Below are 25,163 nucleotides of genomic sequence, written 5' to 3'. Positions count from 1 at the left end.
GATGATTCGGAATCTCGATCGAGAATTAAGGATTCCGTAGGAGATTCCGATCAAACTTTATCCTGCCCAAAAACAAAGAAAAAGCCGCCCTAAAAGGCGACGTACTGAGCGTAGCCGAAGTGACCACGAATTTCTTGATGGTACCCGCCACGTGATTTATCCGTGGAATCAATCCAAAATCGAAAATCGAAAATCCTCAAGCCCCCGCATTTATCCGTGGGGTCAATCGAAAATCTAAAATCGAAAATCTAAAATCGATTGACGGGACTTTAGCCCTCCGCTTATTACCAACAAATATCAAGGCAACTCAACCGAACTCGGTTTAGCAATGTGAGGCAAGCCCCAGCCCAATTTTTCCCGCAAAATGTGGAAAAACTCAAAAGATTGCACCCGAATAAAGCGGGCTGGGTACGGAGCTCGCTCGACTTGCACCCAATCTTCGGGCAGAACATAACATCCGCCGTTACCATCTACCACCATTACCAGGCGGGTCGGACTCGCCGGCAAAATCTTGATCGGCTCGGTGTTGGAAAACACCAAAGCCCGCGAAGCCATTGAATGCGGGCAAATAGGCAGCAACTGCAACACCGGCACTCCGGGAATGATCACAGGCCCGCCGGCAGACAGCGCGTAAGCCGTCGATCCTGTGGGAGTCGCGATGATGACTCCATCTGCGGCAATGTCAATAGAGGCGTGTTGCCCGATCGCCACTTCAAAATGACACATACAAGTCAGGGGTTCCCGGTGCAGCACCATTTCATTGAGACAAAGGGCTTCCCAGAGGCAGTCGTTTTCTCGAAACAGCCGCACAGCCAGCATCGATCTTTCTTCGATTTCGTATTCTCCGGCGATTACCTTTTCCAAAGCTTGCGGCAGCAAGTTCAGGTAAGTTTCTGTTAAAAAGCCCATGTGACCGGTATTGACAGTCAGCAGCGGCACTCCAATCGGAGCGACTTGGCGAAATGCCGACAGCACCGTACCGTCGCCACCCAAAACCACTGCAAACTCCATGTCGCTGTCAAAACCGGGGGGGACGAGTTGTTCGATCTGAGTGTGGCACAGGGGGCGATCGGGGCTAGAATAGCCCAGAATTCCTCCCGAACCAGAAACCGAGCAAACCTCCCAGCCGCGGGCAGTCAGCTTGTCTTCCAACTCTGCGGCGATGCGACAAGCCACAGGTTTAACGTCGTTGTATATAATCCCAGCTTTCGGCACTTTAAAATGTAAAGGGCATTTTTTGTTTACTCCGTTTTTTAGTCTTAAGCTGCTCGTACTCTATTTCCTTGAGCTTCTTCATAATCAGATTAAAGTATTCTTCGAGATAAGACTCCAAAGTAGTAGTTTCTTTAGGGTCGATTCCGAAGACACTGTAAACATCATCCATCGGAGCTTTCAAGGGTTTTCCGGCGGCCAAAACTTCTGAAAAAGCCAATCTGTCAGCTACGTTCCAACTCCACTGAAAGAAGGTAGCTAATTTACGAGTAGCCTGCAACAATACGTCTGGGGTGCGCGTAATTTTTGCTTCCTTCCCTGACAGCCGTTCGCACAACCGCACGATTTCGTCAGCATCCCAAGCACGATTTCCCACCACCGGAAAGCTTTTTTTCTCGGTTTCAGGAACGGAAAGGGCCCGGACGGCAAATTTAGCAACGTCCTGAGTGTTCATGTAGGCAAGGGCGGATGGCTTGTTGGGCAGCCAGACTGCCTGATTGTCCAAAATCGGCATTGCATACAGGCTCAGCAGTCCTTGCAAAAAGCCGCAAGGTCTCAAGATTGTGTAGTCTAGACCGGATTCTGCTAAGAACAATTCGGTACAGCGCTTAATTTCCAACAAGGGGACTTGGGGATATTTCTCGGCGTCGAGAAAAGAAAAGAATATGTAACGCTTGATGCCTGCTGCTGCTGCTGCTTGGATCAGCGATACTTTTCCGTCCCAGTCTACTCTTTTGATGCTGACAGAATCCGCTGCACTGGCTGTTGCTGCATCGATAATAGCACTGACGCCTTCTAGGGCCGGAGGCAGACTGTCTGGCTGGCAAAGGTTCCCCGGTACGAGTTCAGCGCCCCATTCTTTCAAAAATGCAGCTTTTCTGTAACTTCTGACTAAACAGCGCACCTGGTAGCCCTCGTCTAGGGCGCGGCGGGCTATTTGGCGGCCGAGAGTGCCGGTGGCACCTAAAATCAATAAAGTCATCTAGGGATTAATTATGAATCTTAAACTTTCTATAAGATGGTATCAGGTTTTTGTTAAGTTTGTTATAAAAACTTAACAAAAACCTGAAATTTTCTCATTTTAGGCTTGAGATATTCGCCAGAAGGCTTGCTTTCGGGAGCAAGTAGACTCTAGAAGGCAGAAGGTAGAAGGCTTCTGAAGGATTGGTTGAAAAAAACTTATTCTTCGCCGCCTTGCAATTTGAGCAGGAGGAAGCCTCCACCTATACCCACGAAAATTAGGGAAAAGGACAAAAAGGCTGCATTGAAAATTTCAGGATTCATGATTATATATGTCCAATTGGGCGATCGCATTAAATAAAGATAATATAATTTGGGGCAACCAGGTACAGGAATGCTAAAATTTCAGTGCCGAAATTCCTGTATTTTGTTGGAGAAAACTGCCTTGAGTCTCGATCGGGAATCAAAACTAGCTGTAACTCTGGGAGATCCGGCGGGAATTGGCCCGGAAGTGATTCTCAAGGCATTGGCAGATCCCGCTGCTGCTTTGATGGTGACGGTTTTCGGATCTAAGAGAATTTTGCAGCAAACTTACGATAAGTTGCGATCGAGCAATCCAGCCCCAGAAGCGGCAAATCCCGAAACATTAAATATTATTGATATTGAACCAGACAGCAAGTGGGGCGAAATTGTCCCCGGTGTCGGTAGTGCAGCTAGCGGGGCGGCTAGCTTTGCTTACATGGAAAGTGCGATCGCCCGTACCATCGCCGGCGAATTCTCCGCCATCGTCACAGGCCCGATTTCCAAAACTTGCTGGCAGGCGGCAGGTTACAATTATCCCGGACAAACAGAACTTCTCGCAGAAAGGGCAAAATCGCAGCGGTTCGGAATGCTGTTTGCCGCCACATCTCCCCACAGTGGCTGGACGCTGGTAACTTTACTGGCTACCACACATATTTCCCTGCGTCAAGTCCCCGATGCTTTGACTCCAGAATTACTGAGTGAAAAACTAGAATTACTGATAGACTGTTTGCGGGAAGATTTTGGGCTGGAAAGACCGAAAATTGCGATTTCTGGCTTAAATCCTCACAGCGGCGAAAATGGCAAACTGGGAAATGAAGAGCAAGACTGGATGATACCTTGGTTGGAAACGCAGCGCGATCGCTTTCCTCAAGTGCAGTTAGACGGGCCAGTCCCCCCCGATACCCTGTGGGTAAAACCGGCTAAAGTTTGGTACGGTTTAGCCAAGGAAGCTCACGACGGTTACTTGGCAATGTACCACGACCAGGGGTTGATTCCAGTAAAATTGATGGCTTTCGATAAAGCAGTCAACACTACAATTGGCTTGCCTTTTGTCCGCACATCTCCCGATCACGGCACAGCTTTTGATATTGTAGGTCAAGGGATTGCAGATGCCTCCAGCATGAAGGCAGCATTGCAGTTGGCGGCTCAGTTGGCTAGTCGCAGAACAGCAGTTAAAATAAGGCGATAGCTTTAGTACGCCTGACGCTTGGAACAATTGTGTCATTCCTATTGATTTTCGCTGGGGTGAGGCGGCAAGCAAGCTGGTAATTTCCTTCGGTAGATTAAAATCAACTATTGGTAGCGCAGTATGGCAGCATCTAATGATAATTCAGGCAAAATATATCAGTCAGAAAAAGAGGTTTCTGATGCAACTCTGGCAAGTTCTAAAGCTGGAGAGCAACTTCAGGAATTGCTAACCATACTGACTGAATTTCAGTTATTAAAGAAATCCAAAAAAGAGCCAAGCGAGCTGAAATTACCGCTTTCGGAAAAGTCAGTTCAGCGATTAGAGGATGAGGAAAATCGGCGCAAACAATTGTCTTTCCTGATCGAATCACCGAGTATTGTACCGGAAGTATTAACTAACGATGAAGAGATCCCCTCTCAAAGACGAGAAAACAATAATGAGGAACCCGATTTATCTATAGCCGGGAATGTCGCCAAAAATAATCGCCCCTCGGAGGAAGAATTAGAACAAGCAGTAGAGCAGTTTAAACAGTTGCAACAACTGCTGTTTGAAAGGGATTTACCGGAATTTTATAGTAATGTTTTGAGCGTGGAACAAAGGTTAGAAAATTTTGAGAATCTGATGTCTCAACCAGAAGAATTGATGGTTTTACTGAAACCGTTAATTCCTGAGTTAGTGAGAGAAGAATTAGACGAATTGAAGTCTGAATTAAAAAAGGCGATCGACCTCGCGAGCAATAATAAAATTAATCGGATAGAGTTGGAGGCAAAATTAGCAGATTGGGAAAATCAAATTGCGAACTTGAACCAGCAGCCACTGCCGAATACAGAACACTTAATCCAACGGCTGATGCCGGTGGTGGGCGATCTGCTAAACCGTAAGGTAGAGGAGTCTAAGTTAGAGGTAGCTTCGGCGATCGCACCGAGAGTCAATCAAGTAATTCACAATCAAAACGGACTTGAAGAACAGGTAGTAAGAATTGAAGATAGAGTTGCAAATATTCAGCAGCGTTACCAGCAGCAACCGGAAGATTTAATCAAGCAGCTAGTACCAGTAGTTAGCGATTTGCTGAACCGCAAAATTAGTGAATTAAAGTTAGAGGTTGTAGAAGCTGTTGCCCCCTCAGTACAGGTAAGAATAGCTTGGGTAGAAATAGAAGAAAAAGTATTGAGCCTCATCGAGAGCCGACTGGCTACGCAACATTCGCCGACTCAAAAGCCAGAAGAGATAAGGGCGATGCTAATGCCGGCAATAACTGATTTGCTGAATCAGAAAATCGATGAATCAAAACTACAAGTAGCAGCGACGATCCAACCTTTGATAGAATCAGCAATTCTTCAAAGAGAAGTTCAAGGAAAATTGAGCGACGTAGAAAGTAGACTCAATAATCTTCAGCGACAGCAAAAAACGCAGCCGGAAGATATAATGGCAAGGTTAATGCCGTTAATGATTGAGTCGCTGAACCGGAAAATCGAGGAGACAAAGTTAGAGGTGAGAGAGGCGATCGCGCCTGGTGTCAATACGGCTATTCAAAACAGCGGTATTGCAGCACAAATATTAAATAATGAAACTAAGATTCTCGAAGTTCAGCAGCAAGTTTTAGCCGAGATAGAAGGGTTGATGGCAAGAATAATGCCAGTGATTGTAGAAATGCTGTCTCGAAACATCGGGGAAGCCCAGCTAGAGATAGAATCTGCGATCGCCCCCGCTGTCGATGCAATCATTCAGAATAAAAGGATCGATCAAAGACTCGCGAAGATCGAACAACAGATTGTGGCGATCGAACACCGGATTTATGAATCGACAGACTTGTTTACCGATTTACTGAAACCATTGATTGACGAGCTGATGGTTAGCCATCACGCCCAACTGCAAAAGTCTGTCATCGAATCTATTTTACCATTGTTAGATGAAGTTGTAAGTTATAATTACAGACTCAACGATAAAGTAGGGGAACTCGATCGCAAAATTACTGATGCGGAATGGGGAGGCGATCGGGAAGAATTAATCGCCCGAATTAAAATCATGTTTCCCGAAATGATGCTCCAAACAATTAATGAGTCGAGAAAATCATTTGTCGAAACCATAAGTCCGATAATTGATGAAATAATTAATACGAAAACCCGAGAAAATAGACAATCTATGGGAGTAGCCATATCGCCGGCTCTGACTGTGGGAATCAGCCACAGAATGAGTGAATCGCCCGATGAAATTGCAATGGCGATCGCGCCGGAAATGGCCGCCGCTATCAAACAGCAAATTCATCTCAAGCGAGAAGCAATGTCGGATGCACTTTATCCGATTATCGGTAGCACGATTTTGAAATACATCGCCGAGATGATGCGGGAAATTAATGAAAAACTCGAATCATCTTTAAGTCCAGAGAGAATTAGTCGCAAAATTAAATCCAAATTGCAGGGCATTTCTGAAGCAGAATTGCTGATGAAAGAAACAACACCACTGAGTGTTAAAGCTGTTTTTTTAATTCAAGCAAAATCGGGATTAGTAATTTCAGCAGTGCAGCACTCTGAACGCGAACAGCTAGAATCAGACATGGTAGCGGGGATGCTGACTGCTATTCGGGCTTTTGTCAACGATTGCATATCTCAGTCGGGAAATATTGCAGAAATTGATGCCATAGAATACGGCACATCTACCATCGTATTGGAAGTAGCGGGTTCGTGTTATCTAGCAGTAGTGATGCAAGGAGAAACCCGCCAGTGGTTTAAGTATAAAATGCGATCGATATTCAACAATATTGTTCTAGAATACGGAGCTCAAATTCAGTCATTTAACGGCGATCCAGCAACTGTGCCACCCGAAGTAAACTCGAAATTGCAAAAATTAATCGATACAGAGGTAAAAGTTAAATCTCCTAAACTACCCATTGTACCCATGATCGGTTTGGCAGCGTTAGGTTTAATTGGCGTACCTTGGGGAATTCATCAATACCGCAGCGGAGTTGCAGCGAGCTTAGAAGCAGATACGAATTTAGCATTACAATCTGCTCCCGATTTATCAGTTTATCGCCTCGTGGCAGATGTTAAAGATAAAGTATTGGAGATTTCGGGACGAGTGCCGAATCAAAATCTGCGATCGAAAGCGGAAAAAATCGCTCAGCAAGCGGCTCCACAATCAAGAATTGAAAATAAAATTATAGCCGTTGAAGTACCTCCCGATCCAGTTTTAGTAGAAGCCGATGTCAAGCGGACAGCAGCTCTTTTGAATAAAGTAGAAAGCATTGATATCTCAGCTCGCTATGCAGAGGGAAAAGTCGCCGTTGCAGGCAGCGTGAGCCAAGTGCCAGATGCTCAGAAAATAACTCAAGCTTTTGAGAAAATTCCGGGGGTGAAGTCTGTAACAAATACAGTGATAATAGGAACTCCACCGCCGCCAAAGATAATAATGCCAGTTCGCGTGTATTTCGGTGCAGGCTCGGCAAGTTTGGAGGCGAAAGATGTAGCACAAAAGCTGAGCAAAGTCAAGGAATATATGGATAAAAATCGCACGAAGAATTTAAGGGTAGTTGGCTACAGCGATTTTAAAAGCACTCCGGTAGAAACTCAAAAGTTGGCACTGGAAAGGGCGACAAATGTGAAAAATATTTTGGTTAGACAAGGGATAAATGGCAACAGAATAGAAGTTGCTTCTACTAAGGGTCGTCCCGAAGGTGTGGAGGCTAATCAACCGCTGTGGCTGAGCAGATTGGTAGTATTTGAGGTGATCAATTAAAATTGGGAATTGGGAATTGGGAATTGGGAATTGTTAATTGGGAATTGTTAATTGGGCATTTTCCCTAATGACTAATGACTAATGACTAATATCATGTCCGATCGATTAACCATAATATCCCGGTCGGGGCGGGTTTTTGAGATGGTCAATTATTGGCAGGTATTGTTGGTGAACCCGCCCCTACCTGATTGCGGGTAATCGACAGGATATGACTAATGACTAATGACTAATGACTAATGACTAATGACTACTGACTAATGACTACTGACTAATGACTCTTAAATTAATCGAACTCGCCCGCAGGTAAAGGCTTGTATTCGATCGCCCGCCAAGCATACTAACAAGCGGCCGCATCCATCTATGCCGGCGGCTTCTCCGCAGATGGTTTCCGAGGAAAGTTCGATCGCCACCGGGCAGCCAATCAACGCATCGCGGCGGCGCAATTCCGGCAAAAGTAGCGCTAAACCGGACTTGGAGGCTGGCTTGTCTGTGGTAGAAAACATATCGGCTAGTTCGAGTAAATAGTGCCGCAGTCGATCGACCAAACACAGTTCATCCGGTACTGTACTAGCAATAGAATGCAAGCTTATCGCATTGCCGATCGCACTTTCATCCAATCCCGCAGCCGCGAAATCTACGCAGCGGTTGAGTCCAATTCCCACAACGGCGCGAGTTTTGCCCAAAGCATTGCCGGAAGTAGCTTCGCAGAGAATTCCGGCTAATTTGTGGCGATCGATCCAGACATCGTTTGGCCATTTCAGGCGCAGCATATCGCGACAGTCGGGAACCAAATCTTCGATCGCGTAAATCACAGCTAAACCCGCTGCTAAACTGATCCCCGGCAACAGAGTGGGGTTGAGGTTGTCGAGTACAAAACTAACAGTCAAGACACCGCTTGGGGCGTGCCAGGTGCGCCCGTGTTGGCCGCGCCCGCTGGTTTGTCGCCTAGTAAATACTGCATCTCCGTGGTGGAGTTGGGCCGCGCGGCCGATCGCCCAACTGTTGGTACTTGGACAGGTATCCAACGAGTGTAGCCAGTGAGGGAGGTTTGGGCGATCTGGTTCTGTGGTTGCGGACACGGGAGTTAAGGGCAATTCAGACAACGTTTGATTTGTAGTATTTGATATCTAAAAGCTGATTATCGCATTTTCCAGAAGTGCCACCTCGCGCGACGGCGAGAATTCAGAGACATTGGAGTGTAGTACAGTTTCAGCATCAGATTTACCTTAGCCACAACATCTGTTTAGCCACCAAATCTCTTGATTTATAAGGATTTTGGGGGATTCATAGGGTTGGTTGGAGCGATCGACACCCCATTGAAAAACCCAATTTAAAAAAAAGTTGTATTACCCCCTTGACAGTCTTGTATTACGCAATGTAGTATAAATGTATGGCGAAGGGGAAAGAGCTTCAAAGCCTTACCCCACGAGCAATATGAACCTTGAAAACAGAATAGGAAGTTAATCATGTCACATAATTGTGGACATCGGCGGTGTAGACTCCGGCAACAATAGCCCGATCGGGTTGTAGTACGCGGAATCAACCGCCACCCCGTCCCAACTTGAGTAATTCAAGGACAGAATATTGTTCATTTTCGCGGGGGTATAGCTCAATCGGTCAGAGCAGTCGCCTGTCGAGCGAAAGGTTGCGAGTTCAAGTCTCGTTACTCCCGTCAGTCGATTTTAGATTTTAGATTTTAGATTTTAGATTTACTCCACAGGAGAAGAATCTGGGAACTGGAACTAGGGTCTAAAATCCACACCTCCTGTCGGAAAGCAAGTATCCGTTTTGTCGATTTTAGATTTTAGATTTTAGATTTTAGATTTACTCTACAGGAGAAGAATCTGGGAATTGGAACTAGGGTCTAAAATCCACACATCCTGTGGGAAAGCAAGTATCCGTTTTTCGGCGGGGGTCAAAGTCCCGTAGGCAAAAGTCAAGCCGTCTCCCCCTCTGGCGTGAAGATTGCGAGTGCAAACCTCGTCGGGACTCCCAGGTTAGGTGGCCGAGTGGTTGAAGGCGTCGGTCTGCAAAACCGAATTGCGCGGGTTCAAATCCCGCCCTAACCTCTGTTCCCAATCAGAAATTAAAAATTAGAAATTAAAAGATTAAACTAACAGTCTTTTGATTGAATTTTTGAACTTTGAAAAGGAACGAAGCGAAAGTGACATTGCAGCGTAGCTTAATCGTAAAGCGCCAAGTTCATACCTTGGTCAATGCGGGTGCAAATCCCGCCGCTGCCACCAAAAGCAGGGATGGTGTAACTGGCAACACTCTGGTCTCCAAAACCAGCATTCTGAGTTCAAATCTCAGTTCCTGTGCCAATTTATAGTGCTGTAGGCAAATGGTTTAAGCCGCTTGGTTTTCACCCAAGTGATTGCGGGTTCAACTCCCGTCAGCACTTCTCGTGGGTCGTTGGCAGAATGGTTTTGCAGCCGCCTTTTAAGCGGATGGATCGAGGTTCAATTCCTCGACGACCTACCAAAATTTCTATCTTGGGTCGGCCCTCCTATTGGCGTGGGTAGCTGTCTGTAAAACAGTAGCTTAAAGCGTTGCTGGTTCAATTCCAGCCCGACCCATTTGTAACTGTATTTAATATGCAGTTGCAATCTTGAGAACGTGGTGTAGCCGGATAACATCTCAGTTAATAAAACTGAAGATTGAGGGTTCAAATCCCTCCGTTCTCGGTGTGGAGAGGTGGCCGAGTGGCTTAAGGCGCTTTCCTGCTAAGAAAGAGCGGTTTAACAGCCGTCGAGGGTTCAAATCCCTCCTTCTCCGTTTTCCCCCGATAGCTCAGTTGGTAGAGCGCTTGTCTGAAGAACAAGAGGGCGTCAGTTCGATACTGACTTGGGGGATTGCGTTGCCTTATAGCTCAATGGTAGAGCAAGCGGTTGTTAACCGCTAGGTTGTAGGTTCGAGTCCTACTGGGGCAGCCATTTTTTAAATTGCCGGGTAGACAAATTGGTAAAGTCGCCTATCTCTGAAATAGGAGTTTCTGTAGGTTCAAAGCCTACCCCGGCACCCAATTATTGGGAAGTCGCCTAATCGGTATGGCACCGCTCTTTGAAAGCGGAAAAATGCAGGTTCGATCCCTGCCTTCCCAGTTCTGCTATTACCAAAGCAGAGCAATTACACTCCTGTAGCCCAATTGGCAGAGGCCGCAATTTCAAAAATTGTGTTGTGTGAGTTCAAATCTTACCAGGAGTACCAAATTTTCCACTACGTTTCTACTTGCTCCTGTGGCGGAATTGGCAGACGCGGCAGACTTAAAATCTGTTTGATTTTGATTGTGAGTTCGAGTCTCACCCGGAGCATGAACGGGATGTAATTCAGCGGCCAGAAGCCATGCTTTGGGAGCATGGAGTCGTTGGTTCAAATCCAACCATCCCGACTTTACCCCTGTGGTGTAATTGGAAAACATCACTCGCTCAAAACGAGTGTTTTTTGCAGGTTCGAGGCCTGTCAGGGGTATGAGGTTTTATTCAATCTCAAATCTCAAACCTCAAATCTCAAATCGGTTTTGCCCCTGTAGCCCAATCGGTAGAGGCGCTAGATTTAGGATCTAGTTAGTGCTGGTTCGATGCCAGTCAGGGGTATTTGGTGACATCGCGGGTGAAGTAGCCTGGGTAGGCTTGGAGGTCTCATAAGCCTCTTAATAGCAGGTTCAACTCCTGCCCCCGCCACCAAAAATGCAGGTGTGATGTAATTGGCAACATGAGGCTCTTGTAAAGCTTTCTTGCAGGTTCAACTCCTGTCACCTGCTTGGGAAAATACGATCGCTCTTTAAGCAGGATTGCGATCGCCCCCTTCCCAAATTTGCAGTTGTCTTTCTGCTGCAACAAAACAGTTGACATACGGCGTGGGATACACAAAATAATCGTAAGCCAGAGCCATTTGCCGCGCGGCTTCACGATAAGGAACTCTGCCTATACCCGTTCCTAAACCCGGACAAACGACACTCTCAATTTTACGTTTTGCGTGTCGATTGTAGCGCCGAATTGTTAATAGCATAGCCCACATTGCCACATACGGAACGTCTGTTCCTACGACAGACATCGGTACGCGCATGGTGGGAGTATGAGCGATAAAAGGATGTTTGGGATGGTGAGTTTCGATGATAAATGACGTGCCAACTGGTTGTTCGCCTAGATAGTCTTCCAAGATATGATCCTGAACCCTAACCATTAGAGAATGACCGAAAAAATCAACAATGGCTGCATCGATACCGCCATCCATCATGCCAAATGAATTGGCGGGACTAACCAAACAGTCATACTCGGTTAAATCCTCGAAACGTTTGTTGGTAATTTCGACATTGGGTAGGTAGAAAAAATGCTCTTGGAATGCGGCGAATAGTTGGGAATTGGGTGCTGTAAGTATAAGTTTCATGTGTTTTATCTCCGCTCCTAGTTTAGCAAATTACTAATGGCGATCGCACTCATTTTTCCAAAAACTTGTCATAATTGAGGTTGAGTAGTTCAAGGTTAAACTATGCTAGCAACTGACAACACCTCAATGGGAAAAATTATTACCACACTCACCGTGACTAACCGCGCCGATCAAAATGTCGCAGCCAGAGGATTTATGCCTTCCGACCAAATCCGTTCAGTCACTCTAAATAATGTGCTAGTTGATACAGGTGCAACAACATTGTGTTTGCCTGCAAGTATCATTGCACAACTCGGTTTAGAATTGCTCAAAGAAGTGGATGTAGAGACTGCTAATGGCATTGGTAAAGCCAGAATTTTTCAGGATGCTAAAATTTCTTTAGTAGGACGCGAAGGCACGTTTGAGTGTTTGGAATTGCCCGGAGGTATGAATCCTTTATTAGGCGTGATTCCTCTAGAAGCCCTGGGAATTGAATTAGATTTAAAAAATCAGCGATTAGTAACTTTACCCATCAGTCCAACGCAAACTTACTTGACAATTTTGTAAAGGCTGTATGTTGAGGTTAAAGAGATACAATCGCTAAACTAATTGCGGATATGGTGTAACGGTAGCATTCGAGTCTTCCAAACTCTAGGCACGAGTTCGAGCCTCGTTATCCGCTTGGCTAAACGAGAGGTTTTTTCAATCCAAAATCTCAAATTTCCCATCTAAAATCGGTTTGCGGATGTCATGTAGCGGCTAGCATCTGAGTATGCCATTCTCAGCGCATGGGTTCGAGTCCCATCATCCGCTTTTGTAGTCCTGAGCTTCGAGGGTAGAGCGTTTGCCTTACAAGCAGACGCGGGGTAATCTCCTGTCAGGACTACCAATTTATGGGAGTGTAGCTCAATGGATAGAGCGCCGCGCTATGCGCTACCGCGCACGCTTCGCTAACGGACGCGGATGTTGTGGGTTCGAGTCCTACCACTCTCGTTGTTTTTGCTTTAATTTAAGGAGGTTGATTCCATTGAATGGATAATTTTTTATAGTAAGAGCGATCGCCCTTTGCGTGTCCCTATCTTTGGAGCCTACATACTTTAGTACGAGAGGAAAGGTAACGCTGTCAAAATCAGCGGGCGTTTGAGAACGAGGAGTGCATTGAACCCGGCAGGTTGGCTTGAAAGTAGCCATCCTTTAAAGAGTGTGTAATAACTCATCGGCGGAGTCCCTCTAGTAACTGAGAAAACGCAATGCTCTGATAACTTGCACGGAAAGTACGCGCGGCGCAGCTATCCCGTAGGGAATCGCGCATTAACAAAAAACATGGGAGCGTAACTCAACAGGATAGAGTGTCGAGCTTCTACCTCGAATGTTGTGGGTTCAAGTCCTACCGCTCCTGTTGAATGGGTTCGTAGCTTAATTGGTAAAGCATCTAACTGGCTGTTAGAAAGATATCGGTTCAAATCCGATCGCAATCCACCAAATTTGGGTTTGTAGCTTAATTGGTAAAGCACCTAGTTCGCTGCTAGGAAAATGTCGGTTCGAGTCCGACCACGATCCAGCAAAAACGGGGTCATAGCTCAATTGGTAGAGCGCTTGCCTTGCACGCAAGAGGTTAGGAGTTCAATTCTCCTTGATTCCACTGCGGTGTCTGAAGCCAAAGTGGTAGCGGCGCTGGTTTGTGGAACCAGTAATAGCGGGTTCAATTCCCGTCAGATACCCCTCGGAAGATGCCGCTAAATGGTTGGCAACCAGTCTTGAAAACTGGGGTACAGGTAACTGTAAGGGTTCGATTCCTTCATCTTCCTTTTGACCACCGGGAGCCAGAAAGTACGGCACTGTGCTGATAACGCAGAGATAGGAGGGGCCGTACCTCTCCGGTGGATTGCTTAAGATTTTATATATAAATAATGGAGGATAATGGTTGATTTTTTCACGAGCTTTGCTCTCATATACTGAGCAAAATTATGGGGAGGTCGCCTAAGTGGAATGGCACCGTAAAAACTTTGGAAAAGCGGCTCCCAAAAGGACGATCGGGTTTGTTGAGTAGGGTAAAAAGTTGCTTCGCGACGTTCCCTGGAAACGCAAACTGGCAGCGGGTTGCGGAGGCACTGAAAGGAATTAACAGTCCGAGATGGGGGCAGTTCCCGTCTGCTGGCGGGCAGTAAGGAAGCGCGTTTCCTGAAAGTTGCTGTCGATTGATGCGGGTTCGAGTCCCGTCCTCTCCATTCAAGGTTCAAGTCCAAATCGAAGAGTTTCAACCCGTGCCCTAACAGTTAAAGCATACATACTCGGCTGTTAACCGACTAAAACCAATGCTTTACGCACTTGCACGGGTTGAACCTCAGAACCTCAGTTGTTCTTGAGGTCTAAATCGCGATCGTAGCTGCCGATTGGCCGCAGTCTGGTCATCAACTGCTTCAGCAAGAAGCCATTGCTGTTCCAAGCGGTATAAGGAGTAGCCCCTTGTCCTTTCAGGCACAAGGTTTGTCGGGCTTTGTTGTGGCAGATATTTGCCAGCAGGCTGACGACTGACACTAAGCCGAGTTCATCGACAAGGGCTTCGAGTTCATCTTGAGTCACAAGCACACCTCCAGGGTTGACTATTCCTGGATTGTACCATATAGTACCTTTCAAGGGTACTTAAAGTATACTAATGGTTACTTAGTTTCAGTTTCCTCCACGAGGTTGTATTCCTTGATAGCCGCCATGACTAGCAGAGTGGACATAGGAACTCCTGTCTGCTGGGAGATGTTTCTCAGTTTTTCGTGCAAACGCTTGGGAACTGTGACTTTGATCACAGCAGTCTCTTCTTTGTCAGCCATTTCAAGCAGTCATGTTTAGTTGACATCAGCTTATCCTCTTTCCGAGTACCGATCGCGCTTTGCTCCGATCGTCTGTAGGGATGCGGGCGCAGCGCGATAAAATGGCTGCTGCTGCGAAACTGTCCGCTAACAAATAAAAAGGTCGATCGCAAATCTCTAACCAAGGGAGCGATTGGATATATTAGTTACACTCTGAAGCACGCAGTAACCACACAACTTAATAAAAAAGGTGAAATATGCGAAAATTAAAATAGTATGTTATACTATTCTAGATGCGGGAGTATAGCTCAGTTGGTTAGAGCAGGTGACTCTTAATCTCAAGGTCGAAGGTTCAAGTCCTTCTACTCCCATCCCAAATCCTGAACCTGAATTTATCCAAACTCACGAGTGCAGTCAACTGCTGTAGCGGTTCGATGCGCCGGGGTGTTTGCCTTGTCGGATTTTTAATGCCGATCGAGCATTGGGGCGAGTCGATCGATAAAAGTGCGATCGCCCAAGCTATTTTTAAACTGAATAACAACAGGGAATGGTGATTAGCTATGATGGCAAATCTCTCGGCGCGCTGCTATGCGGGCGATCGCGATTTAGATGCGATCGCCCATTTAATCAATACTTGCGAAAAAGTCGATCGGCTCGATGAAGGTACTTCCATCTCGGAATTGCAACAAGAATTTAACGCACCGTCCCTAGACAAAGCCCGCGATATCCGCCTTTGGGAAGATGCGGAGGGAAAATTAATCGGTTTCGCTCGGTTGTGGATTTCTGAACCAGGGGAAGTAATTGACGGTTGGCTGTGGTTTCGCGTTCACCCCTACGCGCGCGGAGGCGATGTCGAAGCAGCCGCGATCGCCTGGGGTGAAGTGCGGATGCGCGAGGTGTCTGCGATGCGGGGCGGGCGCGTGAAGCTGCGAACCTACGCTCGCGCTGAGGATTGCGATCGCATTTCTGTGCTGACAAGTTGCGGTTTTAAGGTCGATCGCTATTTTTGCCGAATGGCGCGATCGCTCTCTGAACCGATCCCAGAACCGCACTTCCCCGAAGGTTTCGCCCTGCGTCAATTCCCCGGCGAACAGGATGCGGCAGCTTGGGTAGAAATGTTCAACCAGTCGTTTATAGATCACTGGAATCATCACGATTTAACGGTGGATAAATTTAAGCACGAGTTAGCTAAACCCGATTACAGAAATGATTTAGACTTGATTGCTGTTGCTGATGACGGCACATTTGTCGCTTTTTGTTACTGCAAGATTAGTGTGGAAGAGTGCGATCGTACCGGGCGCAATGAAGGCTGGATTGCTTGTCTCGGCACTAGGCGTGGCTTCCGCAAAATGGGATTGGGACGAGCAATGTTGCTCGCTGGTTTGCATCGACTGAAAGCTGCCGGTGTGGCTACTGCTATTATCGGCGTCGATGCTGAAAATTCATCAGGTGCATTGCGTCTTTACGAGTCTGCTGGCTTCCACAATATTCGCGACAGCATTTCTTATGTTAAGGATGTTTGATTGATGTTACAGCGGGCGATCGCACTCCCACCCAAGAAACCGGGTTTTTTACCGGATCTACGGGTACCAACGAAATATTTTCGTGAAAAAACCCGGTTTCTCGCCACTCGTGTAAGTTTTATCTAAAAAACTTTCCCGACCCCCTTGACAACTGTGTATTACGTCTGTAGTATATAAATATGGAAAGCGCAGGACAAGCAAAAACCTGTATTTTTCGTGCAAATTCTGAACCTTGACAACTGAATATTGCTCAAAATTTCAATGAAGATCAATTTAAAAGTCTTGCAATAGAGACTCGATTGTCATGTTGTTACTTTATACGAGACTGTTCGGTTACAAATTGACTCGAACCGAGTCAGATGTTGTACGAAATCAGTCTAATTTCAACGAATTTCATGCGGATTCAGAACAGACAAGTTCAGCCAGATTTCAATCAACCAAAAAGGCTGAGGAAATCCGCAAAATTAAACAAGCTTATCATTTAGAACGGCGCTTCTTTCAGTAAAGATTATCAGATTTCGTGAATCTTTACCGATACTGGCAATTTGCCCGCGTCTCACAAAAAGCCAAATTCGAGAGCAGATAAGCTACTAATCCAAAATCCAAAATTGCTCTAGGAGGTATCGGTAATGGTTCACATTCGTTTTGAAGGACGTTCCTACGATCTGGCCGAAGACCAACTGGGTATCGCGGCAGGAATGAGCGACAAGGCTATTAAGGAACGTCTGGCAAATCATTTTGATGTCAAAGGATCTCGCTTCGAGTCTTACGTTCTGGATCGCCGTCCCAGCGGCGATTTAATTGTTCGCCCAGAAGCCGTTTACGGCTAGAAATTCACTTAAAGCACGTATTAGGCAGCGCACCCTAAAAAAAGAAGCTTACAAACTGGATACGTTCGACTTAAAATCGAATTGTAGGTTCAATTCCTACTTGCCGCGAGGCTAAAGCTTCTCTGACTTGTGCGCTGCCTTTTATAGCTGAATTTTTTATATCTATCCGGCGCTTAAAAGTTCCACTTCGCGCCCCAACAAAGGAAGCCTACATACTAGCTCTTGATTGGGCATTTCTCTGAAAATAGAAGTCGTAGGTGCTACTCCTGCGTATGAACAACGGCTTTCTTAACTTGCGCGAAGTGACTTTTAATGCGATAAGATTCGGTTGTTAATTCAGGATAATAATTAAATAATCCTGTTTGTATTGAAGAGTTCCGTCCTCAAGAATAAATTGGGTATTAGCCATGAGAAAAAGACTGGCCATTTACCGCTCGCCCAAGGAGATAGACAGTCTGATTCATGCCTTCCAAGAATGCAACCTGTCGCGAAGTCAATGGACGCACGAAGCACATTTAACCGTTGCCCTGTGGTATCTGTGTTATGACTCGGAGCAAGAAGCGATAAATGCGATTCGCAATGGGATTAAACTTTACAACTCGGTTCAAGGAATTGAAATCACACAAAACAGCGGGTATCACGAAACGCTAACGCTGTTTTGGGTGCGAACTATTCGTCGGTATCTCGCCGATGAAAGTCAAAATCGGTCGATCGTACATTTGGCTAACGGTTTGATTGCAAAATATGCCGATTCCCTACGGGATAGCTCCGCTTCACACACTTTACCATTTCGCTACTACACGCGCGATCGCCTGATGTCTTGGGAAGCTCGAATTAACTGGGTTGAACCAGATTTGAGAGCGATAGAATTAGAAACAGCTTCCCTCAAATAATTTTCACTAGCAGTTATTGCCGCGCCCCAATCGCGAGAGCTTACATACAGACCCTATTAGGTTTAGCCATAGGTTTACTAAAAAAAGCTCCCCAAACTTGCGCGGTGATTTTTAAATTTCACTCGCTAGCGTGCAACAACTGCCAACCACCGATTTTGAATACTTCTCAAATCCAAAATCCAAAATCGAATAGGAAGGTAACACCAATGAATATGAATACAGCAGAGCGCGATTTACGTTTGGAAATGCTCAACAGCCTGCTCACAACTCCTCACCGCCAATTAGAAAAAGTAGCAGAAATTCACAAGTTAATTATCGAATTAGACCCAATATTTTACGGTCATTTAGCAGTGTGGTATCAACGTCACGGCGACGTGCGCGATCACAAGGAAGTTTTTGCCGGAAATTTGCTGACTTCGGCGCTGACGGAACACCGAGATGCCGGTTTTATGATGCTGCAAGAGTTCCCTCCCTACGAGGTTTCGCGGATTGTGGACTTTATGAAGCAGCACCAGAATAAGGTTCCCCGCAGCGCGCGCACTGCTGTCACTCGCTATCTGAAATCGCGGGAAAAGAATCCGCAGTTTTTCGATCGCGCCGCCATCCGCAACCGCAAAGCGATGAAGCATTTGTACGCAACGCTGCACGTCAAGCCGAGCGATCGCGCTAATGCTATTCTGTTTAAAGACAATCCGCCGGAAGACTCTCTGGCATTCGTTTTGAAGCAGTTGGCAAAAGCCGCGACACCTGCGGAACAGGCGAATTTGATTGTGGAGTACAAGATTCCGTATACGATCGCAGTTGGTGCGATCAAACAGCTAACGCCAACGGTTTTGGCTGCGCTGATTAACTCGATGTCGCCGCAGGAAGTTATCAACAATTTGAAATCGATTCAGTCGCGCGGGGCGATGGAACACGCCGAAGTCAAGCAGTTGATTGACTCGAAGTTGGATGAAGCGGCAAAGTGCGATCGGGTTTCTGCTTACAAAGCGAGTGTTGCGGGCGCGGGCGCAAACTTCGACGCAGCAACGGCGGTGAAGCTGGAAGCGGTGACAAACGAACAGGTGAAGAAGCGCGGCAAGATTGCGAAAGCAACTGGTTTGTTGATTGACAAGTCGGGAAGTATGGAAAGTGCGATCGAAGTTGGGAAGCGTCTGGCTGCTTTGATTTCCGGCATTTCCGAGGCTGCACTGTTCGTTTATGCCTTTGACACGATGCCGTATCCAGTGCAAGCAAATGGCAGCGAATTGACAGACTGGGAACGCGCTTTCAAGCACATTCGCGGTGGCGGCGGCACAAGTTGCGGTTGCGCGGTGGAAGCAATGCGGATTAAAAAGCAGGTTGTCGAGCAATTCATTATGGTAACAGATGAAGGCGAAAACGCTGCACCTTATTTTGCAGATGCTTATCAGAATTACTGCCGCAGTTTGGGGGTAAATCCTGATGTTGTGATTGTGCGAGTTGGCGCTTGGTGCGAATATGTCCAGAAGCAATTGAAGGACAAACAAGTATCGGTAGAAACCTTTACGTTTGCGGGAGATTACTACTCCTTGCCGAATTTAGTGCCGATGTTGAGCCGTCCTTCGCGGCTGGAATTGTTGATGGAAATTCTGGATACGTCGCTGCCTGTGAGGGATGATAAGTGATATAATCGAGTATAGCTCGTCAGTTAAGCTGGCGGGCAATGCTCGCAAATTTAGTGGGAGTTAAAATTATTGTATGTCAAATGAGATTACATACACTGATGCTGAAGCAAATTTAGAAAATCTCTGCGATCGGGCTGTTGAAACTGGGGAAGTAATAGTTATTACTAGACCTAACGGCAAAAATGCGATTTTGATTTCTAAGGCCGAATTAGAAAGTTTGCTAGAAACTCTTTATTTGCTGCGAGCGCCCGTTAATGCAACTCGTTTGCTGACTGCATTAAAGAGAGCTAAAGCAAGAGTTGTTCAACCTCAGACACTTGATGAAATTTGCCAAAAATTTGGGCTTGATGAAGAGGATGATACTGAAAATCAGGTAGCGATCGCTAGTGACTGCTTGCAAACCGCTCGCGATCGACAACTGCTAGACAGTATCAATGATGCTTATGCAGATGGACTAGATCCGTCAGAGCAAGCTATGCTAGAGGGAATGCGTCAGCATCAGCGACAATTCACATAAACATAATGGTAATTTGTCAGGGGGATATCTACTGGATAGATTTGGGACAACCGATAGGTTCGGAACCTGGCTATATTCGTCCTTATGTCGTGATTCAAAACGATGTCCTGAACATTTCTCAAATCAGAACTGTTATTGTTTGTGCATTGACTACTAATCTCAGACGAGCTAGGGCGATAGGTAATGTATTGCTTGAAGCAGGAGAAGCAGATCTAGCAGAACAAAGCGTAGTGAATGTGTCTCAAGTTTTTACAGTAGATAAGGCTTTGTTGACAGATAAAATTGGCAAACTCTCTCTAAAACGAGTCCGACAGATTCTCGCAGGATTAGCACTTGTGACTAAACCAAGAGAAATTGATTCAAGTGAGCAAGAAGAAAATTGAAGTTTTAATTTTGCCAGTTTTTCCCGATTTTCAATTATTCTCTAGTTTGAGCGATAATTGCTTGTAATTCTGGATTAGCGATGGATGACACTAACTGGGAATCCGCACCAGCCAAAGCAGCGCGCAACTCTTCCGCAGTGAGTGCAGGATATTTCTCTAAAACCTGCTGTTGAGTCCATCCCGCAGCAAAGAGTCCCAGCAAAAATTCTACAGATAATCGAGTTTCTGGCGGCGCTGGTTGACTTGTTAAAGTTTTCGGCTTTGGATGAAGGAGGTTTCGCCAGTCCATTGTTTTACTTAAACGATTTGGGAAGATTCCGCCGATTATACTGCATTTGGGCACAGTGGAAACACGGGCCTTGTTGACTGATTGTGTAACATGATACGGCAGGTAATACCATTTTAGATTTGAGATTTTAGATTGGGAATCACTGATGACAACCAGGGTTTGGGGTTTGGCGACTGTGGCATTTTTTTTTGAGCTGGTGTCATTTCCCGATTTGGCGATTAAATTGTTATTACGATCGCAGTACAGCACTTTCTTATAGACTAGAGTAATGGGGTAGCGAGGGGGCGAGATCCCTTTTTCCTTTTGTCCGTTTCAATACCCAACCGCGTTAGCGTTAGCTTTCGCGATCCGAAGGAAAGCCCGCCCCTACGGGGGCTACGCCAACGAAGAGGAGCGCACTAAATCTCAACCCACTGTCTAACGAACTGTGCAACCCACAATACAACTACTTTAACTTCTTAAAACTATGGGAAAAAAGTCGAAAGCCAAAAAATCCCAGGTCAAAAAATCCAGTTTGCTTTGCGCCAGACTCCAAGAAGCTCTCGATCGAGGCAGCAAAGTTTGGATTAAAACAAATAATAGCAGTTTCGGCGGCATCCCGATTAATTTGTTCGGGGAGTTTGCGGAACTTTTGGTGATAGTTCCCCCTAACGAACAGGCGGAAAATATCGATGCTTACGGACAAGTTACGTGGCTGATTCGACTCTCTGATATTATTGCACTCGCTTATCCTACTGAATACTGGTCTAAAGATAGATTAGAAAGTTTGCTGCCACCCGATGCAGTTACTTCCGAAGTAGGAGATTAACTGTAAGGTGCGCTCTGATAGCACCCTACTTTTAGCCGAATGGTAAGTGGAAGGTGCGCCGAAGAGCACTTTACACTTACCATTTTATAAGCTGTTTTACCAGCGAAAATATAAACAACTCCGACCGATCTTTATCAGTTTAATTATTCGTTGCAAGCTGAAAGCTTCACTTTACAACGGCCACCCTCTAGTTCGCTGCAAGCGGCGAGAGCTTGAGCTTCTGCTGCTGATTTGTCGTCACCCCAGCCCGCACCTGCTCCTCCTTCGCCTAATGCGATCGCTCCACAATTATCGGTATTATAGGTCAGCGCTTCGCAGTCGTCAGCACCTCCTGATTCTTCATTGCAGGCGGCTACTGCTGCGTTTAGTGCTCCTCTCTGTGAATCATGATTCCAACTAATACCAGTGGCGCCAGAAGTCGCAGAATAAGCAGTAGCTCCATAGGTGGTCTGAGCTTTAGCTACCTGGGCTGACCCCAAAATAGGAAGTGTCAGAGCTGTCACTACAACCAACTTAGAAAAAAGCTTTGGCAGCATATTTACTTGAGATATTTACAAGGTTAAAATTCTATCCTCGCTCAATATTATATTAGGATATTCCTTCGTGTCAAGAGTGTTTACAATTCTTTTTATTGGCTTAAATTAAAAGTGCGTTCTGTAAAACAAGTAAGATTAAGGAGGTCAATCCATTGGCAGATATTCGCAGAATTCTCAGCCAACTTGCGGCCGAAGAAGGGCAGCTACTCGATACCCAATTCCTGGCTCCCTGCGTGCGCGGGGGAAGCGTGCGGATAAGAGTTAGCTCAATGGTTTATACTTTTCAACCGCAGCCACGCAACTTTGAAGGATGGGCTATTTTTGCGCCAGTAAATGAGAAAATTGCTGCGGTAATTGAGGAGCCGAGTTTGCCGCAAGTGGCCGAGTATTTGCAACTCCTCCTCCCCGTTCGCTTGCACTTGGCTTACGTGCTGCAAGGGCAAACATGGCTGGCTTATCCTGTGAACGAATCTGATGCTAAACAGCGCACAGGTGTTGCGAAACCCGTACCAGTCCATTTAGTAACAGAAGGTTCGCAGTTTGAGCCGATTGTTGCGCGCTGGGACGGTCATTGTTTGTGGTTTGAAGAGATTGACAGGCGCGCCGATCCGCTGCCGTCTGAGGAATTGAAAGCAGCTTTAAAAAAGTTGATTTTGCCTCAAGAAGTTCGCTTTAAAGGGATGACGCCGGAAATGCGAACTGTTTACCAATTGGTGTCCCGAAATATTAAAGATTTCGATCCGAAAGTGCGGGAAGAAAAGCGCTTGCAGCGGGCGTTGAAAATGGGCGGCGGTGAATTGCGGGATTTTTTCGATCGCGAAAATTATTGGCTGGTTGAATGGACTAGCGGAACCGGAGAACATCACACTTCTGCGATCGCCAAAAATGACTTGACTGTTATGAGTGCTGGCATTTGTCTCAGCGGATTGGACAAAGACTTCGACTTGCAATCATTAGTTGGAGTAGTTGAAAATAGATAAAAAATAATGACTACAGACTACTGCCTACTGCCTACTGCCTACTGACCATGAGTATATTTTTTCACGAACAACTTTACAGAAGTGCCGCCGTGATGTCGCAGATCAAAAATTTCCCGGTAACGGTGTGCGGCGCGGGCGCTTTGGGTGCGAATATTACAGAAAGTCTGGCGCGATCGGGCTTTTGTCAGTTAAAAGTCATCGATCGCGATCGCATCGAGGAACGCAACCTTTCCACTCAACCCTATTATCGATCGGACATCGGCGCATTCAAAGCCAAAATTCTCGCCAACAACCTGTACCGCGCCTTGGGAGTCAGCATTGACGCGCACTCAAAAGAATTGACACCCGCAAATGCCGATCGGCTGCTTGCTGTCAGCGCCACAGTCATCGATACTTTTGATAACAGTGTCGGGCGGCAAGCAGTCAAGGATTACTGTGCGAGTGTCTCCCTTCCCTGCGTGCACGTCGGATTAGCTGCCGATTACTCGGAAATAATTTGGAACCAACACTATCGGGTTCCTTCAGCGGCGAATGATGACGTTTGCGATTACCCGCTGGCGAGAAACTTGGTAATGCTGACAGTTGCAGTTGCCTGCGAAGTAATTGTTACCTTTGCTGCTACCAAAGAGCAACAAAATTTAACTTGCACGATCGGAGATTTTGCAGTAAAGCCACTTATATTGTAGAATGTCGGTTGACTGTTGCCAGAAACCAGGTGAATCGAGATTGGATGCACCCATCCCAGAAACCCGGTTTCTCACTCTCAAACAATCGTCCAACTTGCAAAAAACGCTTGAGAAAATTAACAGGGAAAGTATGGCGGGAACACAGACTTTTTATTATTTACTAGCAATTCTCGGTCTATTAGTTCTGACGGGCACAAGTAGAGCCAACTATGCAGCGAGCTCCGCAGTTTGCCACACAGATGATTGCCATCAACCAGTAGTGAGACACCATAAAAGGATTTTAAAATGTGGCTCGAAAGGGGCAGATGTGAAGAAACTGCAAAAGTTGTTGAACGCGCGGGGCTTGTCCGCACACCCGATCGTAATTGATGGCGTTTTCGGCCCGACAACCGAAAATGCAGTGAAAAGATTTCAGCGACAAGCGGATATTCCTGTAGACGGAGTTGTGGGAGGCAAAACTTGGGACAGACTGTTTGCTAGTTTGTAACTTTAAGCACCGGACAACAAAGGTTTCTAAGTCAGTCGATTTTAGATTTTAGATTTTAGATTTTAGATTTACTCGATAACAGATGAATCTGGAAGCTTAAACTCTGTAATCTAATTTTTTTTCTCGATCCTCGATAGCCTCGGAAAGCAAGTAACTGTGTTTGGGTGAAGTCATCTTTGGTAATAATTAATCCCTGGATTTGTAGTTGGACAGATAGCGCATTTTGTGCAACTACAGACACAGAAGCTTTAATTAATAATCAATCGCCTACTAGATTGCTAATGAATGAAGTTTTAGATTTTTGGTTTGGTCGATCGCACTCTCCTGAGTTTGGCAAAGTCCACAAGAAATGGTTTGAAAAAGATGCGGATTTTGATGCCCAAGTGCGCTCGCGATTTCTGCAACAATACGAACTAGCTGCCTCCGGTAAACTCGACTCATGGCACGATTCCCCCGAAAATTGCCTCGCATTAATTATACTGCTCGATCAATTTCCGCGTAATATGTTTCGCGGAACGCCTCAAGCATTCGCCACAGACAACAAAGCTTTAGCCACCGCCGAATACGCTGTTAATCATAACTTCGATCGCGAATTGCTGACTGTACAAAAATTGTTTATTTATCTGCCTTTTGAACACAGCGAAAACTTAGAAAACCAGCAAAAATCAGTCGAACTATTTAGCCAACTCAGCGGCGAACCTGACAGCGATTCACTCATTGAATACGCGATGAAGCATTTAGAAATAATCGAGCGTTTTGGGAGATTTCCCCACCGCAATCAAATTCTCGGACGCGAAACAACCCCCGAAGAAGCCGAGTTTCTGAGACAACCCGGTTCGGGATTTTAAAGCGCGATCGCAAAACCTCGATCGTTCTGATATATTCGAGACTTGTAGAGGCGGTTTTAGCGCGCAATCAGAACCAACAGCCATCTCTTTACAACCCACATTCCGCACCCCCAACTGGCACATACGCGGATTGAGGGGGTAAAAGTGAATCATCCGAGACAAAGCGTGA

Annotated in this window: 23 protein-coding genes and 29 tRNA genes; 43 read left to right on the top strand and 9 right to left on the bottom strand. The window is 46.1% G+C overall.

The genetic code is table 11. The annotated features are described in order from the left end of the window. Positions 1 to 297: 297 nt before the first annotated feature. From QUB11_RS12380 to petM, 3 genes are all read right to left on the bottom strand, one after another. The gene (locus QUB11_RS12380) at positions 298 to 1,215 is read right to left on the bottom strand and encodes an NAD(+) kinase (RefSeq protein WP_333053556.1); all 918 of its coding nucleotides are present in this window, start codon (positions 1,213 to 1,215) and stop codon (positions 298 to 300) included. A gap of 1 nt (position 1,216) precedes the next feature. Continuing rightward, positions 1,217 to 2,194 (bottom strand): NmrA family NAD(P)-binding protein, encoded by a 978-nt coding sequence (locus QUB11_RS12375; RefSeq protein ID WP_333101618.1) that lies wholly within the window; start codon positions 2,192 to 2,194, stop codon positions 1,217 to 1,219. 197 nt (positions 2,195 to 2,391) lie between these two features. Beyond that, on the bottom strand, positions 2,392 to 2,496 hold the full coding sequence (petM, locus tag QUB11_RS12370; protein ID WP_172189541.1) for a cytochrome b6-f complex subunit PetM: 105 nt from the start codon (positions 2,494 to 2,496) through the stop codon (positions 2,392 to 2,394). Positions 2,497 to 2,566: 70 nt separating this feature from the next. Here petM and pdxA point away from each other — a divergent pair, with 70 nt between their 5' ends. Both pdxA and QUB11_RS12360 read left to right on the top strand, forming a co-directional pair. Continuing rightward, the gene (pdxA, locus tag QUB11_RS12365; RefSeq protein WP_333203448.1) at positions 2,567 to 3,664 is read left to right on the top strand and encodes a 4-hydroxythreonine-4-phosphate dehydrogenase PdxA; all 1,098 of its coding nucleotides are present in this window, start codon (positions 2,567 to 2,569) and stop codon (positions 3,662 to 3,664) included. A 120-nt stretch (positions 3,665 to 3,784) separates the two neighbouring features. Continuing rightward, complete coding sequence (locus QUB11_RS12360; protein ID WP_333203446.1) at positions 3,785 to 7,396, top strand: OmpA family protein; 3,612 nt, start codon at positions 3,785 to 3,787, stop codon at positions 7,394 to 7,396. A 278-nt stretch (positions 7,397 to 7,674) separates the two neighbouring features. On the opposite strand, the gene QUB11_RS12355 is transcribed toward QUB11_RS12360, so the two are convergent. Next, entirely contained in the window at positions 7,675 to 8,475 is an 801-nt protein-coding gene (locus QUB11_RS12355; protein WP_333203444.1) for a biotin--[acetyl-CoA-carboxylase] ligase, read from the bottom strand. A gap of 519 nt (positions 8,476 to 8,994) precedes the next feature. On the opposite strand from QUB11_RS12355, the gene QUB11_RS12350 reads away from it, so the two are divergent. The 19 genes from QUB11_RS12350 to QUB11_RS12260 all read left to right on the top strand — a co-directional run bounded on the left by QUB11_RS12350 (position 8,995) and on the right by QUB11_RS12260 (position 11,159). Continuing rightward, positions 8,995 to 9,068 (top strand) — tRNA-Asp (locus QUB11_RS12350). A gap of 323 nt (positions 9,069 to 9,391) precedes the next feature. Further along, positions 9,392 to 9,465, top strand: a tRNA-Cys gene (locus QUB11_RS12345). A 102-nt stretch (positions 9,466 to 9,567) separates the two neighbouring features. After that, positions 9,568 to 9,642, top strand: a tRNA-Met gene (locus QUB11_RS12340). A 3-nt stretch (positions 9,643 to 9,645) separates the two neighbouring features. Continuing rightward, positions 9,646 to 9,720, top strand: a tRNA-Trp gene (locus QUB11_RS12335). Between the two features lie 6 nt (positions 9,721 to 9,726). After that, positions 9,727 to 9,800, top strand: a tRNA-Glu gene (locus tag QUB11_RS12330). A gap of 5 nt (positions 9,801 to 9,805) precedes the next feature. Continuing rightward, positions 9,806 to 9,880, top strand: a tRNA-Lys gene (locus QUB11_RS12325). Positions 9,881 to 9,893: 13 nt separating this feature from the next. Then, positions 9,894 to 9,975: transfer RNA gene (locus QUB11_RS12320), tRNA-Tyr, on the top strand. Between the two features lie 34 nt (positions 9,976 to 10,009). Further along, positions 10,010 to 10,083, top strand: a tRNA-Tyr gene (locus QUB11_RS12315). Positions 10,084 to 10,087: 4 nt separating this feature from the next. Beyond that, a tRNA-Ser gene (locus QUB11_RS12310) sits at positions 10,088 to 10,174 on the top strand. Positions 10,175 to 10,178: 4 nt separating this feature from the next. Next, positions 10,179 to 10,251 (top strand) — tRNA-Phe (locus QUB11_RS12305). A gap of 6 nt (positions 10,252 to 10,257) precedes the next feature. Continuing rightward, positions 10,258 to 10,332: transfer RNA gene (locus QUB11_RS12300), tRNA-Asn, on the top strand. A 10-nt stretch (positions 10,333 to 10,342) separates the two neighbouring features. Beyond that, positions 10,343 to 10,421, top strand: a tRNA-Gln gene (locus QUB11_RS12295). A 5-nt stretch (positions 10,422 to 10,426) separates the two neighbouring features. Next, positions 10,427 to 10,500 (top strand) — tRNA-Gln (locus QUB11_RS12290). Positions 10,501 to 10,529: 29 nt separating this feature from the next. Next, a tRNA-Leu gene (locus QUB11_RS12285) sits at positions 10,530 to 10,606 on the top strand. 23 nt (positions 10,607 to 10,629) lie between these two features. Continuing rightward, positions 10,630 to 10,710, top strand: a tRNA-Leu gene (locus QUB11_RS12280). A gap of 4 nt (positions 10,711 to 10,714) precedes the next feature. Continuing rightward, positions 10,715 to 10,787: transfer RNA gene (locus tag QUB11_RS12275), tRNA-Pro, on the top strand. 4 nt (positions 10,788 to 10,791) lie between these two features. Beyond that, positions 10,792 to 10,867 (top strand) — tRNA-Leu (locus QUB11_RS12270). Between the two features lie 51 nt (positions 10,868 to 10,918). After that, a tRNA-Leu gene (locus QUB11_RS12265) sits at positions 10,919 to 10,992 on the top strand. A gap of 95 nt (positions 10,993 to 11,087) precedes the next feature. Next, positions 11,088 to 11,159 (top strand) — tRNA-Thr (locus QUB11_RS12260). Between the two features lie 20 nt (positions 11,160 to 11,179). On the opposite strand, the gene QUB11_RS12255 is transcribed toward QUB11_RS12260, so the two are convergent. Continuing rightward, positions 11,180 to 11,785 (bottom strand): macro domain-containing protein, encoded by a 606-nt coding sequence (locus QUB11_RS12255; protein WP_333203443.1) that lies wholly within the window; start codon positions 11,783 to 11,785, stop codon positions 11,180 to 11,182. A 102-nt stretch (positions 11,786 to 11,887) separates the two neighbouring features. Here QUB11_RS12255 and QUB11_RS12250 point away from each other — a divergent pair, with 102 nt between their 5' ends. The 10 genes from QUB11_RS12250 to QUB11_RS12205 all read left to right on the top strand — a co-directional run bounded on the left by QUB11_RS12250 (position 11,888) and on the right by QUB11_RS12205 (position 13,572). After that, complete coding sequence (locus QUB11_RS12250) at positions 11,888 to 12,331, top strand: retroviral-like aspartic protease family protein (protein WP_333101624.1); 444 nt, start codon at positions 11,888 to 11,890, stop codon at positions 12,329 to 12,331. Between the two features lie 44 nt (positions 12,332 to 12,375). Next, positions 12,376 to 12,446, top strand: a tRNA-Gly gene (locus QUB11_RS12245). 59 nt (positions 12,447 to 12,505) lie between these two features. Then, positions 12,506 to 12,577 (top strand) — tRNA-Gly (locus QUB11_RS12240). Between the two features lie 82 nt (positions 12,578 to 12,659). Next, positions 12,660 to 12,757, top strand: a tRNA-OTHER gene (locus tag QUB11_RS12235). 332 nt (positions 12,758 to 13,089) lie between these two features. Continuing rightward, positions 13,090 to 13,163 (top strand) — tRNA-Arg (locus tag QUB11_RS12230). A gap of 6 nt (positions 13,164 to 13,169) precedes the next feature. Continuing rightward, positions 13,170 to 13,246, top strand: a tRNA-Ala gene (locus QUB11_RS12225). Between the two features lie 5 nt (positions 13,247 to 13,251). Beyond that, positions 13,252 to 13,325, top strand: a tRNA-Ala gene (locus QUB11_RS12220). A gap of 8 nt (positions 13,326 to 13,333) precedes the next feature. After that, positions 13,334 to 13,406: transfer RNA gene (locus QUB11_RS12215), tRNA-Ala, on the top strand. Between the two features lie 5 nt (positions 13,407 to 13,411). Next, positions 13,412 to 13,485: transfer RNA gene (locus QUB11_RS12210), tRNA-His, on the top strand. Positions 13,486 to 13,489: 4 nt separating this feature from the next. Beyond that, positions 13,490 to 13,572, top strand: a tRNA-Ser gene (locus tag QUB11_RS12205). A 544-nt stretch (positions 13,573 to 14,116) separates the two neighbouring features. Here QUB11_RS12205 and QUB11_RS12200 read toward each other — a convergent pair. Continuing rightward, positions 14,117 to 14,347, bottom strand: coding sequence for a hypothetical protein (locus QUB11_RS12200; RefSeq protein WP_333033740.1), 231 nt, complete (start codon positions 14,345 to 14,347; stop codon positions 14,117 to 14,119). Positions 14,348 to 14,424: 77 nt separating this feature from the next. Then, entirely contained in the window at positions 14,425 to 14,589 is a 165-nt protein-coding gene (locus tag QUB11_RS12195; RefSeq protein WP_333203442.1) for a ribbon-helix-helix domain-containing protein, read from the bottom strand. A 276-nt stretch (positions 14,590 to 14,865) separates the two neighbouring features. Here QUB11_RS12195 and QUB11_RS12190 point away from each other — a divergent pair. From QUB11_RS12190 to QUB11_RS12160, 7 genes are all read left to right on the top strand, one after another. Then, positions 14,866 to 14,939, top strand: a tRNA-Lys gene (locus QUB11_RS12190). A 189-nt stretch (positions 14,940 to 15,128) separates the two neighbouring features. Further along, positions 15,129 to 16,091, top strand: a complete 963-nt coding sequence (locus QUB11_RS12185) for a GNAT family N-acetyltransferase (protein ID WP_333203438.1) — start codon at positions 15,129 to 15,131, stop codon at positions 16,089 to 16,091. 629 nt (positions 16,092 to 16,720) lie between these two features. Beyond that, entirely contained in the window at positions 16,721 to 16,921 is a 201-nt protein-coding gene (locus tag QUB11_RS12180) for a hypothetical protein (RefSeq protein ID WP_333101629.1), read from the top strand. Between the two features lie 407 nt (positions 16,922 to 17,328). Then, positions 17,329 to 17,814, top strand: a complete 486-nt coding sequence (locus tag QUB11_RS12175; RefSeq protein WP_333203436.1) for a hypothetical protein — start codon at positions 17,329 to 17,331, stop codon at positions 17,812 to 17,814. 206 nt (positions 17,815 to 18,020) lie between these two features. After that, positions 18,021 to 19,460, top strand: coding sequence for a hypothetical protein (locus QUB11_RS12170; protein WP_333203434.1), 1,440 nt, complete (start codon positions 18,021 to 18,023; stop codon positions 19,458 to 19,460). 73 nt (positions 19,461 to 19,533) lie between these two features. Continuing rightward, on the top strand, positions 19,534 to 19,977 hold the full coding sequence (locus QUB11_RS12165; protein WP_333203432.1) for a type II toxin-antitoxin system prevent-host-death family antitoxin: 444 nt from the start codon (positions 19,534 to 19,536) through the stop codon (positions 19,975 to 19,977). Positions 19,978 to 19,982: 5 nt separating this feature from the next. Continuing rightward, the gene (locus QUB11_RS12160; protein WP_333203430.1) at positions 19,983 to 20,360 is read left to right on the top strand and encodes a type II toxin-antitoxin system PemK/MazF family toxin; all 378 of its coding nucleotides are present in this window, start codon (positions 19,983 to 19,985) and stop codon (positions 20,358 to 20,360) included. 34 nt (positions 20,361 to 20,394) lie between these two features. Here the strand turns inward: QUB11_RS12160 and QUB11_RS12155 are convergent, their stop codons facing one another. Continuing rightward, a complete protein-coding gene (locus QUB11_RS12155) occupies positions 20,395 to 20,649 on the bottom strand; it encodes a DUF433 domain-containing protein (RefSeq protein ID WP_333203428.1) in 255 nt (84 codons plus the stop codon). Positions 20,650 to 21,115: 466 nt separating this feature from the next. On the opposite strand from QUB11_RS12155, the gene QUB11_RS12150 reads away from it, so the two are divergent. Next, positions 21,116 to 21,457 (top strand): hypothetical protein, encoded by a 342-nt coding sequence (locus tag QUB11_RS12150; RefSeq protein WP_333203426.1) that lies wholly within the window; start codon positions 21,116 to 21,118, stop codon positions 21,455 to 21,457. Positions 21,458 to 21,600: 143 nt separating this feature from the next. On the opposite strand, the gene QUB11_RS12145 is transcribed toward QUB11_RS12150, so the two are convergent. Beyond that, positions 21,601 to 21,993, bottom strand: a complete 393-nt coding sequence (locus QUB11_RS12145) for a DUF4189 domain-containing protein (protein WP_333154439.1) — start codon at positions 21,991 to 21,993, stop codon at positions 21,601 to 21,603. A 152-nt stretch (positions 21,994 to 22,145) separates the two neighbouring features. On the opposite strand from QUB11_RS12145, the gene QUB11_RS12140 reads away from it, so the two are divergent. The 4 genes from QUB11_RS12140 to QUB11_RS12125 all read left to right on the top strand — a co-directional run bounded on the left by QUB11_RS12140 (position 22,146) and on the right by QUB11_RS12125 (position 24,994). Beyond that, positions 22,146 to 22,973, top strand: coding sequence for a hypothetical protein (locus QUB11_RS12140; protein ID WP_333203424.1), 828 nt, complete (start codon positions 22,146 to 22,148; stop codon positions 22,971 to 22,973). A 47-nt stretch (positions 22,974 to 23,020) separates the two neighbouring features. After that, complete coding sequence (locus tag QUB11_RS12135; RefSeq protein WP_333203422.1) at positions 23,021 to 23,659, top strand: ThiF family adenylyltransferase; 639 nt, start codon at positions 23,021 to 23,023, stop codon at positions 23,657 to 23,659. 40 nt (positions 23,660 to 23,699) lie between these two features. Continuing rightward, the gene (locus tag QUB11_RS12130; RefSeq protein WP_333203420.1) at positions 23,700 to 24,146 is read left to right on the top strand and encodes a peptidoglycan-binding domain-containing protein; all 447 of its coding nucleotides are present in this window, start codon (positions 23,700 to 23,702) and stop codon (positions 24,144 to 24,146) included. A gap of 281 nt (positions 24,147 to 24,427) precedes the next feature. Beyond that, positions 24,428 to 24,994: a DUF924 family protein gene (locus QUB11_RS12125; protein WP_333203418.1), complete on the top strand. Its 567-nt coding sequence runs from the start codon at positions 24,428 to 24,430 to the stop codon at positions 24,992 to 24,994. Positions 24,995 to 25,163: the final 169 nt, after the last annotated feature.

Source organism: Microcoleus sp. B6-A1, assembly GCF_036705085.1.
Lineage (GTDB): Bacteria > Cyanobacteriota > Cyanobacteriia > Cyanobacteriales > Microcoleaceae > Microcoleus.
Note: the sequence above shows the minus strand (reverse complement) of the source record. Positions and strands in the feature narration are given on the sequence as shown.

Excerpts from the sequence above, each read along its gene's own strand:
- pdxA (WP_333203448.1), top strand. The coding sequence starts at position 2,567 with ATGCTAAAATTTCAGTGCCGAAATTCCTGTATTTTGTTGGAGAAAACT.
- QUB11_RS12160 (WP_333203430.1), top strand. The coding sequence starts at position 19,983 with ATGGTAATTTGTCAGGGGGATATCTACTGGATAGATTTGGGACAACCG.
- QUB11_RS12165 (WP_333203432.1), top strand. The coding sequence starts at position 19,534 with ATGTCAAATGAGATTACATACACTGATGCTGAAGCAAATTTAGAAAAT.
- QUB11_RS12145 (WP_333154439.1), bottom strand. The coding sequence starts at position 21,993 with ATGCTGCCAAAGCTTTTTTCTAAGTTGGTTGTAGTGACAGCTCTGACA.
- QUB11_RS12150 (WP_333203426.1), top strand. The coding sequence starts at position 21,116 with ATGGGAAAAAAGTCGAAAGCCAAAAAATCCCAGGTCAAAAAATCCAGT.
- QUB11_RS12180 (WP_333101629.1), top strand. The coding sequence starts at position 16,721 with ATGGTTCACATTCGTTTTGAAGGACGTTCCTACGATCTGGCCGAAGAC.
- QUB11_RS12250 (WP_333101624.1), top strand. The coding sequence starts at position 11,888 with ATGCTAGCAACTGACAACACCTCAATGGGAAAAATTATTACCACACTC.
- petM (WP_172189541.1), bottom strand. The coding sequence starts at position 2,496 with ATGAATCCTGAAATTTTCAATGCAGCCTTTTTGTCCTTTTCCCTAATT.
- QUB11_RS12185 (WP_333203438.1), top strand. The coding sequence starts at position 15,129 with ATGATGGCAAATCTCTCGGCGCGCTGCTATGCGGGCGATCGCGATTTA.
- QUB11_RS12195 (WP_333203442.1), bottom strand. The coding sequence starts at position 14,589 with ATGGCTGACAAAGAAGAGACTGCTGTGATCAAAGTCACAGTTCCCAAG.
- QUB11_RS12155 (WP_333203428.1), bottom strand. The coding sequence starts at position 20,649 with ATGGACTGGCGAAACCTCCTTCATCCAAAGCCGAAAACTTTAACAAGT.
- QUB11_RS12170 (WP_333203434.1), top strand. The coding sequence starts at position 18,021 with ATGAATATGAATACAGCAGAGCGCGATTTACGTTTGGAAATGCTCAAC.
- QUB11_RS12375 (WP_333101618.1), bottom strand. The coding sequence starts at position 2,194 with ATGACTTTATTGATTTTAGGTGCCACCGGCACTCTCGGCCGCCAAATA.
- QUB11_RS12125 (WP_333203418.1), top strand. The coding sequence starts at position 24,428 with ATGAATGAAGTTTTAGATTTTTGGTTTGGTCGATCGCACTCTCCTGAG.
- QUB11_RS12360 (WP_333203446.1), top strand. The coding sequence starts at position 3,785 with ATGGCAGCATCTAATGATAATTCAGGCAAAATATATCAGTCAGAAAAA.
- QUB11_RS12255 (WP_333203443.1), bottom strand. The coding sequence starts at position 11,785 with ATGAAACTTATACTTACAGCACCCAATTCCCAACTATTCGCCGCATTC.
- QUB11_RS12135 (WP_333203422.1), top strand. The coding sequence starts at position 23,021 with ATGAGTATATTTTTTCACGAACAACTTTACAGAAGTGCCGCCGTGATG.
- QUB11_RS12175 (WP_333203436.1), top strand. The coding sequence starts at position 17,329 with ATGAGAAAAAGACTGGCCATTTACCGCTCGCCCAAGGAGATAGACAGT.